This is a genomic window from Bacteroides stercorirosoris (genome assembly GCF_900142015.1).
Lineage (GTDB): Bacteria > Bacteroidota > Bacteroidia > Bacteroidales > Bacteroidaceae > Bacteroides > Bacteroides stercorirosoris.
Map to the genome: position 1 here is coordinate 76,736 of NZ_FQZN01000019.1, position 20,204 is coordinate 96,939.

At 41.2% G+C, this 20,204-nt stretch carries 17 protein-coding genes; all 17 read left to right on the forward strand.

Annotation, left to right across the window (positions count from 1 at the left end; all coding sequences use genetic code 11):
- Nucleotides 1–9 precede the first annotated feature (9 nt).
- The 17 genes from BUC01_RS15020 to hisC all read left to right on the forward strand — a co-directional run bounded on the left by BUC01_RS15020 (nt 10) and on the right by hisC (nt 20,203).
- Nucleotides 10–1,782 carry a RagB/SusD family nutrient uptake outer membrane protein gene (locus tag BUC01_RS15020; protein ID WP_034524190.1) on the forward strand — a complete coding sequence of 591 codons (1,773 nt, stop codon included), beginning with the start codon at nt 10–12 and terminating at the stop codon, nt 1,780–1,782.
- 20 nt (nt 1,783–1,802) lie between these two features.
- Entirely contained in the window at nt 1,803–2,921 is a 1,119-nt protein-coding gene (locus BUC01_RS15025; protein WP_081795766.1) for a glycerophosphodiester phosphodiesterase family protein, read from the forward strand.
- Between the two features lie 4 nt (nt 2,922–2,925).
- The gene (locus BUC01_RS15030; protein WP_025831289.1) at nt 2,926–4,386 is read left to right on the forward strand and encodes an outer membrane protein assembly factor BamB family protein; all 1,461 of its coding nucleotides are present in this window, start codon (nt 2,926–2,928) and stop codon (nt 4,384–4,386) included.
- A gap of 256 nt (nt 4,387–4,642) precedes the next feature.
- Nucleotides 4,643–6,229, forward strand: coding sequence for a glycerophosphodiester phosphodiesterase family protein (locus tag BUC01_RS15035; RefSeq protein ID WP_073314113.1), 1,587 nt, complete (start codon nt 4,643–4,645; stop codon nt 6,227–6,229).
- A gap of 11 nt (nt 6,230–6,240) precedes the next feature.
- Complete coding sequence (locus BUC01_RS15040; protein WP_073314115.1) at nt 6,241–7,839, forward strand: glycerophosphodiester phosphodiesterase family protein; 1,599 nt, start codon at nt 6,241–6,243, stop codon at nt 7,837–7,839.
- Nucleotides 7,836–8,543 carry a hypothetical protein gene (locus BUC01_RS15045; protein ID WP_025831290.1) on the forward strand — a complete coding sequence of 236 codons (708 nt, stop codon included), beginning with the start codon at nt 7,836–7,838 and terminating at the stop codon, nt 8,541–8,543. The genes BUC01_RS15040 and BUC01_RS15045 overlap by 4 nt, the downstream gene beginning before the upstream one ends.
- A gap of 12 nt (nt 8,544–8,555) precedes the next feature.
- Nucleotides 8,556–9,905 carry a LamG-like jellyroll fold domain-containing protein gene (locus tag BUC01_RS15050; protein ID WP_025831291.1) on the forward strand — a complete coding sequence of 450 codons (1,350 nt, stop codon included), beginning with the start codon at nt 8,556–8,558 and terminating at the stop codon, nt 9,903–9,905.
- Between the two features lie 11 nt (nt 9,906–9,916).
- A complete protein-coding gene (locus BUC01_RS15055) occupies nt 9,917–11,308 on the forward strand; it encodes a hypothetical protein (RefSeq protein WP_073314117.1) in 1,392 nt (463 codons plus the stop codon).
- 5 nt (nt 11,309–11,313) lie between these two features.
- Nucleotides 11,314–12,213, forward strand: coding sequence for a glycerophosphodiester phosphodiesterase family protein (locus BUC01_RS15060; RefSeq protein WP_025831293.1), 900 nt, complete (start codon nt 11,314–11,316; stop codon nt 12,211–12,213).
- A 14-nt stretch (nt 12,214–12,227) separates the two neighbouring features.
- Nucleotides 12,228–13,580 carry an MFS transporter gene (locus BUC01_RS15065; RefSeq protein ID WP_025831294.1) on the forward strand — a complete coding sequence of 451 codons (1,353 nt, stop codon included), beginning with the start codon at nt 12,228–12,230 and terminating at the stop codon, nt 13,578–13,580.
- A 34-nt stretch (nt 13,581–13,614) separates the two neighbouring features.
- Nucleotides 13,615–13,746: a hypothetical protein gene (locus tag BUC01_RS26105; RefSeq protein WP_262484424.1), complete on the forward strand. Its 132-nt coding sequence runs from the start codon at nt 13,615–13,617 to the stop codon at nt 13,744–13,746.
- 230 nt (nt 13,747–13,976) lie between these two features.
- Entirely contained in the window at nt 13,977–14,180 is a 204-nt protein-coding gene (locus tag BUC01_RS15080) for a DUF5053 domain-containing protein (RefSeq protein ID WP_243462417.1), read from the forward strand.
- Nucleotides 14,181–14,321: 141 nt separating this feature from the next.
- Entirely contained in the window at nt 14,322–15,890 is a 1,569-nt protein-coding gene (locus BUC01_RS15085) for a hypothetical protein (protein ID WP_025831295.1), read from the forward strand.
- Nucleotides 15,891–15,915: 25 nt separating this feature from the next.
- Nucleotides 15,916–16,407, forward strand: a complete 492-nt coding sequence (locus tag BUC01_RS15090) for a PaaI family thioesterase (RefSeq protein WP_025831296.1) — start codon at nt 15,916–15,918, stop codon at nt 16,405–16,407.
- Between the two features lie 391 nt (nt 16,408–16,798).
- The gene (hisG, locus tag BUC01_RS15095; RefSeq protein ID WP_025831297.1) at nt 16,799–17,653 is read left to right on the forward strand and encodes an ATP phosphoribosyltransferase; all 855 of its coding nucleotides are present in this window, start codon (nt 16,799–16,801) and stop codon (nt 17,651–17,653) included.
- A gap of 179 nt (nt 17,654–17,832) precedes the next feature.
- Nucleotides 17,833–19,125: a histidinol dehydrogenase gene (gene hisD, locus BUC01_RS15100; protein ID WP_073314120.1), complete on the forward strand. Its 1,293-nt coding sequence runs from the start codon at nt 17,833–17,835 to the stop codon at nt 19,123–19,125.
- A gap of 40 nt (nt 19,126–19,165) precedes the next feature.
- The gene (gene hisC / locus BUC01_RS15105; RefSeq protein WP_025835988.1) at nt 19,166–20,203 is read left to right on the forward strand and encodes a histidinol-phosphate transaminase; all 1,038 of its coding nucleotides are present in this window, start codon (nt 19,166–19,168) and stop codon (nt 20,201–20,203) included.
- The last annotated feature ends 1 nt before the right edge of the window (nt 20,204 follow it).

The following is a 20,204-nucleotide window of genomic DNA, read 5'->3' on the forward strand; positions in this document are numbered from 1 at the left end:
TGCAACATTATGAAAAAGTTATATGTAACAATGAAAGTATTTGGATTTCTGATAGTAGGAGGTATGGCAACTTCTTGCAATGATTCATTTATGGACAGATATCCTATAGCAGAAGTGTCGCCAGAAAATTCTTTTAAGACAGCTCGGGATTTAGAGCTTTATACTAATGGCTTCTATGAAAATTTGCCAGCGATTAAAACTATTATTGAAAAGGATTTGACTACTGATAATGTTTTATATACGAATATTCCAGTAGAGCAACGCAGTGATGATAGAACCATCCCGTCAGATGTCGGTAGTGGAGGTTGGAGTTGGGGAGACTTAAGAACGGTTAATCTGTTTTTTGATCATTATAAACAATGTACTGATTTGGTAGCTCGTGATAAATATGAGGGGATTGCCCGTTTCTTCAGAGCTTGGTTTTATTTTGATAAAGTAAAGCGTTTTGGTGACGTTCCCTGGTATGAAACGGTTATTCAAACAGGTGATAAAGACCTGCTTTATAAACCTCGTGATAACCGCGAATTTGTAATGGATAAGATTATAGAGGATTTAGAGCTGGCTATAGATAAGTTGGATAATAAACGTGCCTCTGATCAAGTGAACTGTTGGACAGCACTATCCTTACTCTCACGTGTTTGTCTTTATGAAGGGACTTACCGTAAATATCATACAGAGTTGAATTTACAAGGATCTGATGTATTACTGGAAAAAGCATATAAAGCAGCGGAAAGAGTAATGAATGAATCAGGTTATAAATTGTATTCTACAGGTAATGTAGATACAGACTATCGTGATTTGTTTGCTTCCAGTGATTTAAGAGAGGAAGAAGTTATTTTAGGCCGTCGCTATTCATTGATACTCAATAAAATGCATAATATAAATTATTACTTCACTTCTCGCACACAAAAAGATATCGGCTTGACAAAAGACTTTGTAGACTCCTATCTATTGCAATCAAATGGAAAACCGTTTACATCAAAATCTAATTATGCAACCATGGGATTTTACGAAGAAATGCAGAATCGTGACAAGCGTTTAGCTCAAACTATTCGTTCTGTGGGATATAAACGTATTGGTGACAATGCAATACAATTACCGGATTTCGCAGCTACAATGACAGGTTATCAGGTCAGCAAATTTGTATCGGATGTATCGCAAGACGGAGATGGAGCTTCTTATCAAGACATTGCTATAATCCGCTATGCTGAAGTGTTGTTGAATTATGCTGAGGCTAAGGCAGAGTTAGGTCTGTTAACTCAGGATGATATTGATAAGTCTATAAAACTGATTCGAAATCGTGTGGGAATGCCTAATTTGAATATGGGTGATGCTAATCAATCTCCTGATGCTATTATGGCTGCCATGTACCCTACTGTAACAGGTACCAATAAAGGTGTTTTACTTGAAATACGTCGCGAACGTCGTATTGAGTTAGCATTGGAAGGATTTCGTTGGGATGATTTAGTACGTTGGAGAGCAGGTAAATTGTTGGAACCTCATTTTACAGGTATGTATTTCCCTTCATTGGGTGAATTTGATTTGGATAATGATGGTAAAATAGATTTGCTATTGTATAAAGAAGGTAATGAACCGCAAAGTAACGCTTCACAAAAAGTCAAAATAGGTGGTGTAATTCAACTGACAGGAGGAGATAAAGGGTATTTGATTGGATTTAAGGATAATAAAAAGAAATTTGATGAGGAACGCGATTACCTTTATCCGATTCCGATGGGTGATATATTATTAAATGACAATCTAGTTCAAAATCCACATTGGTGAAAATAAACTAATAAAGAATCATGTATATAAAGAAAAGTTGTTGTTTGTTTGTCTTGCTTCTCCTTTTATTACAATCTTGTTCGAAAAGTGATAATTTGGAAAGTGAAAAAATACATATTGGTGTGTCAGCCAATGAAGTGAATTATGGCGAAATGGTCACTTTCACTATAGAAAATGTAAATGCAACCGACATTGCTTCCATACGTTGGGATTTTGGTGATGGTAAAAGTTCTACTGAACAAGCGCCAAAACATGCCTATACTTTGCCGGATGACTATACTGTAATGGCTTATGTATCCTTTGTTTCTGGTGAGAAGAAAACACATAAGACAATTATAAAAGTGACCGCAAAAGAAGTGGAAGCAGGCGTTCGTTCATCTATTCCTGCTTCACTGAAAGAAGGACGTTATCAGGTGTGTGCCCATCGGGGATATTGGAAAGAAGCACCGGAAAATTCTATCCAGGCTATTGAAAAAGCAATATTGAATAAGATAGACTATATAGAGATAGATGTGCGAATGACAAAAGATGGGAAATTAGTACTGATGCACAATTCTACTATTGATAAAGTAACAAATGGTACAGGAAAAGTATCCGCATTAACATATGATGAGATTGCCTCTTTTTATATGTATCATGGAACGGAGTTAACGAGTGAACGAGTGCCTTTACTGTCAGAAGCTTTGATGTGTGCTCGGGGAAAAATATATGTGGACATTGATATGAAGATTTCTGATTATCGTGCTGTATATGAGGTTGTAAAAAAATGTGGTATGTTGTCGCAATCAATGTTTACTGTGTACGAAGTCCCCAATGCTGCAAAGCTTGTGAATATTGATAAAGAAGTGAATGTATTCCCTGTCATTTATAGTATGGAAGAGCTTGAACAGTATATGTCGTTAGTGAAAAATCTTTCTGTTGTACAATTCAATCCACGTACGTGGAAAGATGAGATTCTAAATAAAGCTTATAATAATGGTATTGCCGGTTTTATGAATGTTTATATAAATTCTGATGAGACACCTGCTAAGGATAACTATCGCAAGGTAGACGAGTTTGTAAAATTGGGGGGTACTGTAGTGCAGACAGATTTTCCTGTCGAATTAAAAACATATCTCGATAAATTAAATAAAAACTGATAGTATGAAAAATAAATTGATAGGAATGGCAATACTGTTAATTTTGACAGTAGCTTGTCAGGACAATGATGATGTGAATATCAAACCAGTGGCTGCATTCAAAGTAGGAACTACTACTATAGAAGTCGGACAAAGTATTTATTTTACAGACTTGTCGTTCGATGAAGACGGATCAATTGTCAAGTGGCAATGGGATTTTGGCAATGGAGCTTCTTCGGAAGAGGAAAATCCTTCTGTAGTTTATAATGAGGCTGGTGAATACAAAGTAGTGTTGACTGTATGGGATAATAATAGCATACAGAATGAAAATGCATTTGATAAGACAATAATAGTTAAGGAAAAATCCCTTTCTAATGAAAAACCTGAGATTATATGGGAATTTCAGACACCATGTGGTTTCCAGGACGTATCTCCTGCAATAGATGATAATGGCAATGTCATCGTTGGTTGTGACGCCAATGCTGGTCGTGGCGGAAAAAGTATTTGGGTTATAAAGGATGGGGAGGAAGTTTGGTATAACCAATATAACGAAGTAGTACGCTCGTCGCCTGCAGTAGCAGATGATGGTACTATTTATATTGGCGGTTATAGAAAAAAGGATGATACACATAATTTGTGTGCGTTCTCTTCTAAGTCTTCAACTCCAATAAGCACATTTGATCTAAAAGCCCATGCTAAATATAGTAGTCCGGCTATTGATCAGGACGGTACGGTTTATTTTTCAACCAACAAAAAACTATATGCTATCCATGCAGCACCAGCAATGGCTGAGAAGTGGAGTGCTGATTGCGGAGGAGACACCCAGTCAACACCAGTGATTGGATCAGATGCAGTCTATGTATGTTCTAACAGTGGTAAGTTATATGCTTTTGATAAGAATACCGGAAAACAAAAATGGGCAACAGATTATGGAAAGAGTTGCTCATCGGTTCCTGCAATAGGAGATGATGGCACAATCTATATATGTGGTGAAACCAACGACGGTGGAGTTATTATGGCTGTGAATAAAGACGGAAGTGTAAAATGGCAAACAAATTCAGTATCTGCATTTTCTAATTCAGGGATTTCTCTAAGTACTGAAGGTCATCTGTATGTAGGTAACTCCGATGGTGAAATGCTTTGTTGTGCTCAGGAAGACGGTGCTATAATTTGGAAATTCATGGCACAAGCTAAAATTCGCTCGGTACCGGCAGTAGATAATAATGGGAATATCTATTTTGGTGATGGAAAAGGTGTTTTTTATGTACTTAATTCGAATGGAAAACCGACTTATAAAGAGATTAAATTGGGTACTAATATTTGGTCTTCCCCTGTAATAGATAAGAATGGTATCATCTATGTTTGTGCTGATATGACAAAATCCTCAGAACCAGGTAAGGTGTTTGCTCTTAGAACCAATGCTACAGGAGCACAAAAAACTTGGTCGATGAGAAGTGGAAATTACAAGCGAAATGCTCACCAGTAAAGAAAATACTATTTTTTACTGACAAAGTACTTAATCAAACCACCCGTTGCATCTGATGCTCCAAAGTGTGACATTGGATAAAACGGGAGGTTTGTTAATTTACATGATAAAGGAAACGTGGATGATACAAAACGACAAGAATGAGTATAGCTTTATCAGTATTAACTGAAATAATTTGTAGCGTTCATTCTCTTTGGTTTATATCAGTGCACGTGCTACCGTTGATTAACCAAGTAATAATCTTAAATTACAACTTATGAAATATTATGTATTGATGATTTGCTTATTTGTTTCAGTGAATCTCTATGCTGTATTAAGAGAATTTCCGGTTAAATTATCTTTGAGTACAATGTTTGCTCCTGATATTTCATATGCTACGGGTATCAAGGGGAGTGTGAATAATGGTGGTAAGATTGATGTTAAACTTGTAGATAAACAGACTGGTACACTACTTTTTCAGTGTACATTAAATCGAAGTACATCTGAGTTTGCAGGAGATGGACAAACATATAGTAAAGAAAGTTTGGGAAGTGGAGCTACCTATTATCCTGATTCATGGAGTAGCCTTGATTTGAAAACGGCTTTGTTTGCTATTGATCGTAAACATTATGATCAACAAGCAATAAGACCATATAACTTTTTCTCTTCAGAATTGGAATTGATATTAAAAATAGAAGAGATTAATGCACAAATGCAGGCTTTTAAGTTTCCTGGAATTGGCATTATTGATCAGCTTGGTGGTAACTCTTTGTTTCATCCTAAACATTTTTGCCATAATTTGGCAAACGCATCCTCTTTTGTTACAAAGGTGTGGATGGAGATAAAGACTCCGGATATAAATAAAGGTTCTGATTTAATAGTTGCAGCACATCGTGGAGTATGGGGAGATAATTTGGGAACTGGAGCTCCTGAAAATTCTATAGCTGCTATAAAAAGAACTAAGGATTATACAGATATTTTGGAATCTGATATAATGATAACAAAAGATAAACAGTTAATCGTATCTCACGATTATTGTTTGATGAGATTGACCGATTATCCCGGTTCACTAAGAGACTATCTATTTAATATGAACCAGTCACAACTTGAAAATCTTCATTTAAGGAGAAGAAATATGTCTGTTAGTGATTTTAAGCTTTTAACTTTTGGGGATTTAATTGATGCACTTATCGAAAATCAATTGGTATTAACTATAGATATAAAGGAAATTATTGCGAGAAGAAAGAATGGGGTCTGCATCGACAATTGTGAATATGACCCAGCCACACATGGAGAAGAAGCTAAGAAAAAAGTGAAGGACAGTTGGATGGAAATTATGAAGAAATGTATTGAAATAGCTGCTTCTAAAAATGCGCTACAATATATAGCTTTCAAAGTCCCCCATGAATATACCGAACTTTTGAATTATGAGTCGGACGACATTTTGTCAAAAGTATTATTTATGCCCGTAATTCAACCTCAAAGGAAAGACTTTCTTGATTTTGTTGATTCATGGGCAGTAAATGGAGGTTCTAGAGTACTTGCTTATGAGACTAATTTTAAGACAACTAAGGATAAATCTCTTTCTTCTTTCACGCGGCAGGGGGTGAAATATGAAAATTTACTTCATTATGTTTACTCAAGAACCGGGTTACGTCCAGGAAGCTATCCAGAAGAACCTATGGGACCAAAGGGGATTGTAAATCGTTGGGCTGACTGGATGATTAAAGATCTGAGTAAAGATTGGAGAGGTGATTATTACTTTTTCATGGGTGTACCTTATGGTAAAATAATGGTATTGACGACCGATAGGCCTGACCTGTGGAATAAAATAGATCTATTGTATAAAACAATAACTCCATAAACGAACTATATATGCTGAAAGAATTATTGAAACTATTTGTTTTTGCATTTTTCCTGATTCCAATTGGGAAAATCTCTGCTGCTGTCAGAACCTTCGAAGTTCCTGTTTCATTATTGGAATTATTTGCTCCACAGGCTGACTGGCAAGCCGGTATTATTGGAAATATATCGGGAGGTGGCAATGTTGTTGTCAAGATATACTATAAAGAATCAAAAACTTTGGTATATCAGGCAAGTCTAACTTCTACGTCAACCACTTACTCTGGAGTTGGGGTTGACTACAAGCGTTCAGATCTTGGAAGCGGAGCTACTTATTATCCGGATGTATGGAATAGTCTGGATATTAAGACTGCCCTTTTTGCTATCGAAAGAAAAAGGCAGAAAGCTGATGGGAAACTTCATCGTTATTTATCGGATGGCATGACGTTATCCATCGAAATGACAGAAAATAGAGGAAACATACAAACTGTAAAAATTCCCGGTGTAGGCATTGTAGACCATGATGGGGGAAATGCTTTGTTTTATCCAGATCATTATTGCTACGATCTGAAACATAATATTGACCCTGTAACGAGGATATGGAAACGAGTAAAAATGCCGCGACTTGATCTGGGAGCCGATGTCTTAGTTGCAGCACACAGAGGATTTTGGGGCGACAATTTAGGTGCAGGCTATCCCGAAAATTCTACGGGGGCATTTGAAACTGCACAAAAGTATACTGATGTGTTGGAGACGGATATCATGATGACTAAAGATAAACGGATGGTTATTTCGCACGATTATAGTTTATCAAGATTGTCAAACTATCCGGGTCCTTTGACTGATTATTTATTTGACTTGAACTCCGGTGTTTTGAGTGGATTATTACTGAGAAAACGTAATACAGATGTCAGCGTATATCCCTATTTGTTCTTTGAAAATTTGGTGGATATATTATTGCAAAAACATATGGTACTGACTGTAGACATCAAAGACATAAGAGCTCGTGTTGTAAATGGACAATGTGTGGCGAATTGTGACTATGATACAAAACTTCATGGTGATACAGCCAGATTGAAGATAAAAGAAAGTTGGATGACCTGTTTACAGACCTGTATTCAGATAGCTGAAGAAAAAAATGCACTACAATATCTTGCTTTCAAAACTCCATATACATATGATGAATTAGCAGCTTATGTTTCTGAGCCTACTTTACGTAAACTGCTGTTTATGCCTGTGATTCAGCCGAAGAGAAAAGACTTTTTAAACTTTACTGATGGCTGGATAGATAAAGGAGGGAAAAAAGTAATTGCCTATGAAACCAATTTTTTGAATGAAAGAGATCCATATTTAAAATCATTCACTCGGGATGGGGTTACTTATGAGAACCTTCTTCATTATGTTTTCCAAAAAACGGGATTGCGTTCTGGATGTTATCCTGAAGAACCTATTGGGCAGAAAGGTACTGTAACCCGTTTTGTTGATTGGAAAATGAAATACACCGTCAATGACCGGCGAGGAGACCATTACTGGCTAATGACTGTTCCTTATGGAAAAATAATGGTGATGACTTCCGACAGACCGGATATATGGGATAAAGTTAACCAAATTTATAATATGACAAGCCAATGAAAGAACAGCGACACAAGATGAGAATCTGGAGATTACTATTTGTTTTTCTCCTATTGTCTTCCGGGGTATATGCTCAGGATAAACATAGTTATGCTACCCCTTTAGGTAAAAGTATATTTTACCGGGAGGTTAGAGATGCGAATAGAACTGTTTTAAGGATGAGCGAAGTCAGTCCTATAACAGCGGGGACAGATGGATTAGTTCTTGTTTTTAATATGAGACAAGATCTTAGCAAGGTTACTCGCCTCTTGAAACTGGTATCTTTTAATAGTACTTCTGAAGAGGCAAATTCCCATTTGGAGATTTACTATCATCAAGGGACTATTACTATCAGGAGGAAAACGGCTCCGAATTCAGCCTATTATTATGATTATAACTTGTATGATCCTATGTTCACCGTCGACGGAGGAGTTGTTCAATGGGAGGTACATTTATATTTTACGGCTTATTTTCTATGGATAGAAACTAAAGATACCCGTAAAACGACAAATAATAGATGGCATGCTCCTATATTTTTCGGTCTAAATTTACCGCAGATGAACTATATGGGTAATTATTTGGGGCGTTCTTCGTCGTCTTATATCATATTGGGTGATCCGGCACCATCTACAACGTTTACTATGCCCGATGAGATTGCTATCTATGAATTTAAGTATGCAGAATTGAAAGATGAATTGCAAACGCATTTTTGCGAAGATAATTAAAGGAGGCTGTCTATGAAGAATTATATATTAGTAATGACATTGTTCCTCGCCGCTCATTTATACGGTCAGGAAATACCGTTACCAAAATCTTGTTTGCCACTGAACGGGACAAACTCCGAAGATATAATGTCGGATAAAGCAGTCGATATTTATGGAAAAGTTTATTCGTTGGCAGATCGTTTCGGTGCAAAAGGAAAAGCTATAGCCTTTGATCAGGCTAATAGCTACATCACTGTCCCCATGCCTGCAACTGATGGGCAAGTGCGTCGTGAGGCTACGTTGACATATTGGATGCATGTAACAAAAGATTCTATTACCCAAGCGTTTTGGGCAACAGGCGGTGATGGCGAACTATTGCTCGGAATGAAGAAAAAGGGAATGAGGGCTGTACTGGACATTTATCATAAGGATAGCCGGCAGAATACTTTGCCGGACCAGCAATGGATGTGGAGTGATTCTAATTTTACTGAAGGTGATGGCTGGTATTTCGTTGCAATAGCCTATTCTGATGAAGGTACACACTTTTATTTAGGTACCCCCGCAGGGAAGATGACGGAATGCTATTCCGCCTTTACTCCTGATTGGAGTTTGGTTGCAGAGATATGTGTAGGTACGGTAGGGAATATCCCGGCTGCCGGAATGGATGATTTTAAAGTCTATGATGTGGCTTTGTCTAAAGAACAAGTTTCGGCATTATATCATTCTGAATCGCAACTCTGTGTGGGAAATGAATCATTGCTCAATGTAGAAACCGGTATTCCTCTTTATTCTTCCGCATGGTATTTTCATTGTGTGGGATTGAAAGAGACTTTCCGGTATGTTATGCAGAATCAGGCTGATTTATCTTTTTTAGGTGCGGATGCCGGATATGCTCTGGCTATGACGCCCAAAGTGGAATCCAATTATCAACAGTGGGCTTTTTATCCTGTAAGTGATACGGCAAAAGGACGTATATTTACTATCAGCAATGCTGCAACCGGGATGAATTTGACTGATACGCGTGAAAATGTATTGCAACAGGTATCAGATAATACTGATGCTCAAAAATGGTGTATGGGACAAGTTGGCGCAAATAATCAAACAAGAGGTAATATAAAGGAGAGTAATAAAATGATTCCTCTATATGAGGAAATCTACTTTGATAAAAGTGCGCAAGTCATCCGGGTTCATATAAATTTCCCCGAAGCGGAAAATGTGAAAATCCGACTTACTGATCTTAAAGGAGCATTGCTTCGTGAAATGTCTTTGGGCAATGTGATACTTTTGGATAAAAATATCCAGATACAAACAACCGGTATATACTTGGTTACAGTTGAATCGGATTCTTATAAAATAAACAGAAAAATAATTGCTAACTTCTAATTAAGATAATTATGAAAATATCAAAATCATATCTGATACTAATTGTATTGCTTTTAGGATCATTGACAGGAAATAGTGTGTATGCTCAGTATGCTCCGGGTGCTCAACTTCCCGGACTTTCGGGTTCAGGGGATTATGATTGGCAGCGTGGTGATAAAGGGTTCCTACGATATGTAGGTAACAGTTTATCTACCCCGATAGATAGACGCAGTTATTCTATTATAACGGGATGGCCTAACGAAGAGCGTTTCAGAGTGTCGGCAAATGGAACAACTTCTATTATTGGAGCTTCTGACGGCATGCCGGCATTGAATTTTTATAATTCTTGGCTTTATTATCTTGGCAGTATAGGTTTTCCGAATGAAGAGTTAACGATTAGCGGACTTAATGGAATTAGGATTAATCCCAGCAAACAAAATAAAATTTTTATAACAGCTGCTCAGACAACCGTATTTAATCCTTTACATTTGTCTCTGAAAGGTTTCTATGCGAATGAAGGGGTGACATTTAAGATGGGAAGAAATCAGGAGCCATTAATGAATTCAAGTATTGTTGATAAACGTTTACGTATCGGATCCAAAAGTGGAATTGGTTTTTGGGGAGATGGAAATGTAGAGATGAACGATGTGCCTAATTTAGGAGTGAGAGCTAATGGAACTGTATCTGTCTCTAATGCCATAACTATGTGTATTGGGCGGAATGGTGATCCTACTATTCAGGGAGAAGTAAATGGAAAATGGTTAAGGATAGGAGGAAAGAAGGGAGTTGCTTTTTGGGGAAATGGTAATGTGAGTAATGAAGATACCCCACATGTGTTGATCAAAGAAAACAGCTTGACGATAGGTCAAGTAACGAATTCTGGTTACGCCTTGAACGTAAGTGGAAGTATATATACAGAAAAGAATGGCATTAAAACGTATTTTGGAAGAGATTCGGACAATCAAAGTGCTTGGATTGGAACAGATTCGAAACACGGACTATATTTGGGCACTAATGGTAACAGTTGCTTGTATTTTGATGCAGATAGCAGAAATACTTATATTGGTATAATCGACACTTCTGTTAGTAAGATTCGTCAGGAACTTAAAACGAAATACGGTTTGTTTGTGGCCAAGGGAGTACTTTCGGAAGATTATGGTATTGGTCCGCAATCCTCCTGGTCTGACTTCGTGTTTAATAAAGATTACGCTTTGAGGACAATTCCGGAAGTGGAAGAGTTTATTTCCGAGAATAATCATCTGCCGGATGTACCTTCTGCCAAGCAAGTGGCTGAAGAAGGATATTCTCAACACGATATGAATAAGATATTGCTGCAGAAGATAGAGGAACTTACGCTCTATACCATTCAGCAGCAAAAAGAAATTCAAGAATTAAAAACAGAATTAAATAATTTGAAAAAATAATCAGTATGAAAAGATTTTTGCTTATAACGCTTTTATTATCAGTAGCATGGTCACTGTTTGCGCAGGACAAGGCACTCGCCATCCGTAACAATCTCCTGCAAGAAGGTAATAACTCGGTTCTTGTCGTGTCGCATCGTGCCGATTGGCGCAATGCCCCCGAGAACTCTCTTCAGGCAATCAGGAATTGTATCGAGATGGGAGTGGATATGGTGGAAATAGACTTGAAGAAAACCAAAGACGGACATTTGATTTTGATGCACGATAAAACCATTGATCGCACCACCACAGGCAAAGGGCGACCGGAGGACTATACATTGGAGGAGTTACGCAAATTCCGCCTGAGAAGCGGGGCGGGGCATCGGACGGCACACACTATTCCCACATTTGAAGAGGTGATGCAACTGTGCAAAGGCAAGATTATGGTAAATGTGGATAAAGGCTACGACTATTTTGATGAAGCCTATGCCATTCTCGAAAAGAGCGGTACGGCACAGCAGTGCATAATGAAGGCATCCTTACCTTACGAGAGAGTGAAAGCGGAACATGGTGATATACTCCGGAAAATGATTTTCATGCCGGTGATAGCCTTAGATAAAGAAGGTGCCGAAGATATTATTGATGGTTATATGGCTCACATGAAGCCGGTGGCTTATGAACTTGTATTCAGTAAAGATACTTCTGAGATACAGCGGCTGATACAGAAAGTCCGTGCCAGTGGCGCTAAGATTTTCATCAATTCACTTTGGCCGGAATTATGCGGAGGGCATGATGATGACCGTGCGGTGGAACAACAGCAACCGGATGAAAGTTGGGGATGGATAATCGATCAGGGAACAAAACTGATTCAAACCGACCGGCCTGTTCTTCTTATTGAGTATTTGAAGAAGAAAGGGCTTCATAACTAAGTTTAGTAAACAGTATGCTGAAACAGTTAATAAATTTCTACAGGGTTTCAACTCCGAAACCCTGTAGCGGGGAGTCTTTGTCCGATACCAAAAGACGAATGAAGTTTCTGAAGTGGTCTACATTCCTTGCCGCTACCTTCGGTTATGGTATGTATTATGTCTGTCGTCTCAGTCTGAATGTCGTTAAAAAACCGATAGTTGAGGAAGGTATATTCTCGGAAACCGAGTTGGGAATTATCGGTGCCGTACTCTTCTTTACATACGCTGTAGGGAAGTTTGCAAACGGATTCATTGCCGACCGTAGTAATATAAATCGCCTGATGACTACGGGATTGTTAGTGAGTGCGCTGGCAAACCTTTGCCTGGGATTTACAAATTCGTTCTTCTTGTTTGCCATTCTTTGGGGCATTAGCGGCTGGTTTCAGTCAATGGGTGCGGCATCGTGCGTCGTGGGGCTTTCACGGTGGTTTTGTGACAAGGAGCGAGGTTCTTTCTATGGATTTTGGTCAGCCAGTCACAATATAGGAGAAGCCCTGACTTTTATTATTGTTGCTTCTATCGTAAGTGTTCTGGGCTGGCGGTATGGTTTTTTCGGTGCAGGAATGGTAGGAATTATCGGTGCACTGATTATATGGCGCTTTTTTCATGATACCCCGCAAAGTAAAGGACTTCCGGCTGTTAATCAACCAAAAGAAAAAGAAGAAATGAGTGCGGCCGAAGCGGCGGATTATAATAAAGCGCAGAAACAGGTGTTGTTGATGCCTGCCATTTGGATATTGGCTTTGTCCAGCGCTTTCATGTATATCAGTCGTTATGCGGTGAACAGCTGGGGAGTGTTTTATCTGGAAGCGCAAAAGGGATATTCCACTCTGGATGCCAACTTCATCATTTCCATCAATTCGGTATGTGGCATAGTGGGCACGGTATTTTCCGGGCTGATTTCCGATAAACTGTTCGGAGGACGGCGAAATGCGCCCGCTTTGATTTTTGGGTTGATGAATGTGGTTGCCTTATGTCTGTTCCTGCTCGTTCCCGGTACACACATTGGGGTGGATATATTGGCGATGATCTTATTTGGTTCCAGTATTGGGGTACTTCTCTGTTTTTTGGGTGGATTGATGGCTGTGGATATTGCTCCGCGCAATGCTTCAGGCGCAGCTCTGGGGGTAGTGGGAGTTGCCAGTTATATCGGTGCCGGCTTGCAGGATGTAATGAGCGGTCTGCTTATTGAAGGAAATAAGACTGTGGTAAATGGAAAGGATTTTTATGACTTCACATATATCAATTGGTTTTGGATAGGGGCGGCAGTGTTGTCAGTGTTGTTGGCATTATTGGTCTGGAATGTTCGGAATAAAGAGCCTGAATAGGCATTATTATATAAACTAAAACAATTAAAAAATTATGGAATTAGAAGAATTGCGCGATGCACTGAAAATAGCCAGTGAACGTGAGTACACGCTCATTGAAGAGTTGCTGGTTAGTGTAGAGAAAAAAAAGTCTGCTCCGGCAGCTTCGGCAAGTAGAAAAGCATGATACACCTGCAAGGTTAGAGTATTACGGCCATCCGAAGGAGATTGCCAAAGTCATTGTAAAGTTGATAGAGCAAGGGTAGCTGCGTTACAGTGGAGAGGAAAATTATACACAGATTATCCGTTCGCTGGCTTCGGTGATAGATGTGGTAAATGTGGAGACGGGAAAGATTGTGAGCAGAGAGACGTTGCTGACGTATGTAAAGTGGATACGGGCGGGGGAATTGCTTGAGGATGAATGTATCTCCTTTTATTTCTGTTTCAGAATTCGCTAAACAGTATTTTGGAAAATCGGCTTCATGGTTGCATCAACGGATTGATGGGAATGCTGTACACGGGAAAGTTGCTACATTTACCCCGGCTGAATTGAATACATTGGCTAATGCATTGAAAGATGTAGCTGGTAAATTAACGCATGCTGCTGCAGCTTTTGTGTAGAGTGTCCTTGTTTTGAAGTAAAAGCGGAGTTTACGGATATAGGATAAATGAAGGCGGGGAGTAAAAAACTTCCCGCCTTTTTTTGTGCTTACAGAAGTATTGTTACATTTGTGGCAATATTACAGAAAAACACTATTGAATATGAGATACGAATCAATTTTCAGAGAGTATAAAATCCTTGTTTCTTTTTTGTTGCTGGCGGTTGTTCCGGCAGGGCTTCGTGGCGGAGATCATCCGAGGATTAAGAGTATACGCACAGTGGTCTACGAACCGATACTGAAGGACACTTCATGGGGGACGGGCAGGGTTGTGGATTACATCCAGTTTGTGAAGTATGACAGTAAAGGCCGGAAGGTGGTGGAGAACAGGTTGAAACCGGACGGCAGTCCGCTTGGCAAACTGGTGTATCGCTATAATGCGGACGGGCAGGTGGCGAGGGAAATCTATGCTACGGCCGACAAGGGAGTAAGCAACTGTTGGGACTATACATATGATGCGAACGGGCATCTGAATTGCATTGTCACCATGGATGGGCAGGAAGATACGATTCAAATTTACTCCGCCCAATACAGTGAAGACGGCAAGGTGTTGAAGAAGTTAAACAATGACTATAAGAAAAAGGTGCTGCTTGGAAGGCAAGTGGTGTACGATAAGGATGGACACCCGGTGAAGGTAATTACAACGACTGGTTCGAATGGGGAAATGAGGTCGTTGAAAGACTCCGGGGTCGAGAGATGGGATACGACAGCTCTGAAAAGGGAAGGTATACGCTATCTGAGCAAATTGAGAGTCGTGAAAGATGACGAAAAGAAGAATCCCATAAGAAAAACGGATGAAGCCGGCAACTGGACGGAGAGATTTGAAGGTTGCGGAGAAGACGGTGAACCGAAATTCATTGTCTGCCGGGATATAGAATATGTCGACGGTGGAAATGATTGGGAGAAATTGCCCGTGCATGGTAAAGTGAAAAAGGTGCGGCAGACTTCGTATGTGGCTGTACCGAAAGGTCCGCAGGCTGTGGACAAGGGAGAGAAGAAAGGTTGTTTTTTTACCTGTGAGTTTGATGAGAACGGAAAGAAAACGAGGGAGGAAATTTTTTCGGATACGGGAAAATCGCTGAAGAGCGTTCGGTATGAGTATGATGAAGAGGGACATTTGTCGAAAGAAAGCTATTATACTCCGGCAGGTGTGCTGACAGGGAGCAAGGATTATGCTTATGATAAGGAAGACCGCCTGAAGCATTGCTCGGTGTTGGATGATAAAGGAGAAATGGTGCGGAGAGACATTCTGCGTTATGATCTGGAAGATAATCCGGTGCGGGAAACCGGTTACAAGACGGACGGAACAAAATGCAGTGAATTCCGTTATATGTATGATTCCTATGGGCAACAGATAGAGCGTCAAGTGCTCATTCAGCCCGAAGGGGAGGAACCGGTTTATCCTGTACGGAGAGCATATAATTTCCAGGGACGCGTTGTGGGAGAACAGTTTCTGCTGCCTCCCGGAACCGGAAGTAATACCTATACCTATAGATATAATGCGAAAGGTGAATTGATTTCCGGTACGGAACAGCTTGACGGGCAGCCGGAGGAAACGAAGTACGTCTATAAGTTCCATAAAGACAACCGTGGCAACTGGAAAATCAGGATTAAATACGTGAATGACGTGCCTGTGGTGTACGAAGAGCGCGAGTATGTATATTATGAATAAGACTATATAAAAAAAGCGAGACTGTATGAAGAAGATTATCAATCCGTGGAAAGACTTGGAAGGATACAACTGTTTCGGTTGTGCGCCTAATAATGAGGCTGGTGTGAAAATGGAGTTTTACGAGGATGGTGACGAGGTGGTGAGCATCTGGAAACCGCGTCCGGAATATCAAGGCTGGCTGAATACGCTGCATGGTGGCATTCAGTCGGTGCTGCTGGATGAAATTTGCGGATGGGTGGTAGTGCGTAAGTTGCAGACAAGCGGGGTGACTTCGAAGATGGAGACACGTTTCCGCAAACCGGTGTCGACTGCAGACTCGCATATCGTGTTGCGGGCTTCCATACGCGAGCAGAAGCGGAATATCGTGATTATTGATGCGAAACTTTATAATGAAGCGGGAGAGGTGTGCTCGGAGGCGGTATGCACTTACTTCACTTTCCCGAAGGAGAAGGCGGAGCAGGAAATGCACTTTCATCACTGCGATGTGGAGCCGGAAGAGATTTTGCCGCTGATTTGATGATCTGAATTTTCACCACAGATTACACAGATTCACACAGATATTTTTATTCTGATTATTCTGTGTGAATCTGTGTAATCTGTGGTGAAACTAAGAAAATGATAGTAAAACGAAACTTTTTGTGATAATTCTTTGGAAGTTCCAAACGAATAGTTTACTTTTGTCGCATCAAAACAAAAGAATCGTATGAAAAATATTGTTGCACATCATCACCATCATCATTACCTGACGAATAATCGGTAGGCGTATGGTTGTATGTGCATAATTGAAGATACAATGAATGACGAGGCTTGCCGGATAATGGCAGGCCTCGTTTTTTTGTTTTGGGAAGTTTGGTTAAGTATAGTTTAGTTTTTGTGAATGGTTAAATCGTAAAATAATAAATAAGGTTATGCTATTAAGAATTGCAGTACAAGCTAAAGGTCGTCTGTATGATGAGACGATGTCGTTTTTGGGAGAGTCGGATATAAAACTGAGTGTAATGAAACGTTCGTTGCTGGTGCAGTCGTCCAATTTTCCTATCGAGGTGTTGTTTCTTCGTGATGATGATATTCCGCAGTCGGTGGCTACGGGAGTGGCGGACATAGGTATTGTAGGCGAGAACGAGTATGTGGAAAAGAATGAGAATGCGGAGGTTATCAAACGTCTCGGATTCAGCAAGTGTCGTTTGTCGCTGGCTATTCCCAAAGATATAGAGTACCCCGGGGTGCAGTGGTTTGAGGGACGGAAGATTGCGACGTCTTATCCGGGGATTCTTACTACTTTCTTGAAGACACAGAAGGTGAATTCGGAGATACACGTCATTACGGGGTCGGTGGAAGTAGCGCCGGGTATCGGGTTGGCGGATGCGATTTTTGATATCGTAAGTTCCGGTTCTACACTGGTGAGCAACCGGTTGAAAGAGGTGGAAGTGGTGATGAAGTCGGAGGCATTGCTGATTGGCAACCGCAATATGTGTGCGGAAAAGAAAGAGATTCTGAAAGAGTTGCTTTTCCGTATGGATGCGGTGAAGACGGCGGAAGATAAGAAGTATGTGTTGATGAACGCGCCGAAGGAACGGCTGGAAGAGATTATCCAGGTGCTTCCGGGGATGAAGAGCCCGACGGTGATGCCGCTGGCACAGGAAGGCTGGTGCTCGGTACATACGGTGCTGGATGAAAAATGTTTCTGGGAGATTATCGGAAAGTTGAAGTCGCTGGGGGCGGAAGGTATTTTGGTGTTGCCGATTGAGAAAATGATAATTTAGCGGGCTGATGCCCGCTAAAAATTGACAATTGACAATTGACAATTAACAATTAGGCTGCGCTATATTGTGCTTAAACAATCGTTTCGAATGGTAATTGTCAATTGTCAATTGTTAATTGTCAATTTTTAGCGGCAAAGCCGCTAAATTATCATTTATCTAATATAAACAATATAACAATTATGAAATTAATAAATAATCCGGATAAATCACAATGGGCGGAGATACTGAAACGTCCGGTGATGAATACTGAGAATCTGTTTGATACGGTGCGGGGTATTATCGACCGCGTGCGTGCAGAGGGCGACCGTGCAGTGCTGGAGATGGAAGCGAAATTCGATAAAGTGGAACTGGCATCACTGGTGGTGACGGAGGCGGAACTGAAAGAAGCGGAGACGCTGGTGGATGAAAAGCTGAAAGCGGCTATTCGCCTGGCTAAACAGAATATAGAGACTTTTCATGCTGCCCAACGCTTTGAAAGCAAGAAGGTGGAAACCATGCCGGGCGTGACGTGCTGGCAAAAGGCGGTGGCTATTGAAAAGGTGGGATTGTACATTCCCGGAGGAACGGCTCCTCTGTTTTCTACCGTGCTGATGCTGGCTGTGCCTGCCAAGATTGCGGGTTGCAAGGAGATTGTGCTTTGCACACCGCCGGACAGGGAAGGACGGGTGCATCCCGCCATTCTTTTCGCTGCGCAAGTGGCAGGCGTGAACCGGATATTCAAGGCAGGCGGCGTACAGGCTATTGCTTCAATGGCCTACGGAACAGAGAGCGTGCCGAAGGTTTACAAGATATTCGGTCCCGGAAACCAGTATGTGACGGCTGCGAAACAGTTGGTCAGCTTGCGTGACGTAGCGATTGATATGCCTGCCGGACCGTCGGAGGTGGAAGTGCTGGCGGACGAGACTGCCGACCCGGTATTTGTGGCTGCGGACTTGCTGAGCCAGGCGGAACACGGTGTGGATAGCCAAGCTGTGTTGATAACGACTTCCGAAGCATTGCAGCAGGCTGTGAAAGCGGAAGTGGAACGCCAGTTGGAACTCCTGCCACGTAAGGAAATTGCGGAGAAATCTCTTGCCAACAGTAAGCTCATTGTGGTGAAAGATATGGAAGAGGCGTTGGAACTGACGAATGAATATGCTCCCGAACATCTGATAGTGGAGACTGCGGACTATATGCAGGTTGCGGAGCGTGTGGTGAACGCAGGTTCTGTATTCCTGGGTTCGCTCTCACCGGAAAGTGCCGGAGACTATGCATCGGGAACGAATCATACTCTGCCCACCAACGGCTATGCGAAAGCATATAGCGGTGTGAGCCTCGACAGCTTTATCCGTAAGATTACATTCCAGGAAATCCGTCCGGAAGGGATGAAGAATATCGGTCCGGCTATTGAAGAGATGGCGGCGAACGAACATCTGGATGCGCACAAAAATGCGGTAACAGTGAGACTTAATAAGTTGAGAGTGGAGAGTTGAGAGTTACTTTGGTTATAAATCATAAATTATAAATCATCAGATGAAAACATTGCAAGAACTGACCCGTCCGAATATCTGGAAGCTGAAACCTTACTCTTCGGCACGTGATGAATATAAAGGTGTGGCCGCATCGGTATTTCTTGATGCCAACGAGAATCCCTATAACCTGCCGCACAACCGTTACCCCGACCCGATGCAGTGGGAACTGAAAACGGAACTTTCGAAAATCAAGAAGGTGGCTCCCGAACATATCTTCCTGGGAAACGGTAGTGATGAGGCCATTGACCTGGTGTTCCGCGCATTTTGTGAGCCGGGACGTGACAATGTGGTGGCTATCGATCCGACTTACGGTATGTATCAGGTGTGTGCCGATGTGAACGATGTGGAATATCGCAAGGTGTTGCTCGACGAGCATTTCCAGTTCTCGGCAGACAAGTTGCTGGCGGCTACGGATGAACGGACGAAACTGATTTTCCTGTGTTCGCCCAACAATCCTACGGGAAATGACTTACTGCGCAGCGAAATAGAGAAGATATTGCGTGAGTTTGAAGGACTGGTCATTCTGGACGAGGCATACAGTGACTTCTCCGATTCTCCTTCGTTCTTGCAGGATTTGGATAAATATCCGAATCTGGTGGTGTTCCAGACATTCTCCAAAGCGTGGGGATGTGCGGCCATCCGTCTGGGAATGGCGTTTGCCTCTACGGATATCATCAGTATTCTGAGTAAGATAAAATATCCCTATAATGTGAATCAGCTCACTCAGAAACAGGCAATAGAGATGTTGCACAAGTATTATGAGATAGAGCGTTGGGTGGCGAGGCTGAAAGAGGAACGTGATGACCTGGCTAAACGCTTTGCCGAACTGCCTCTGACGGTGGAGGTGTTCCCCTCGGATGCCAACTTCTTCCTGGTACGGGTGACGGATGCGGTGAAGATTTACAATTATTTGGTAGGTGAAGGAATCATTGTCCGCAACCGTAATTCGATTTCACTTTGCGGCAACTGCCTGCGTGTGACGGTGGGAACGCGGATGGAGAACGATAAATTGATGGAAGCGCTGGAAAAATACAAATGAG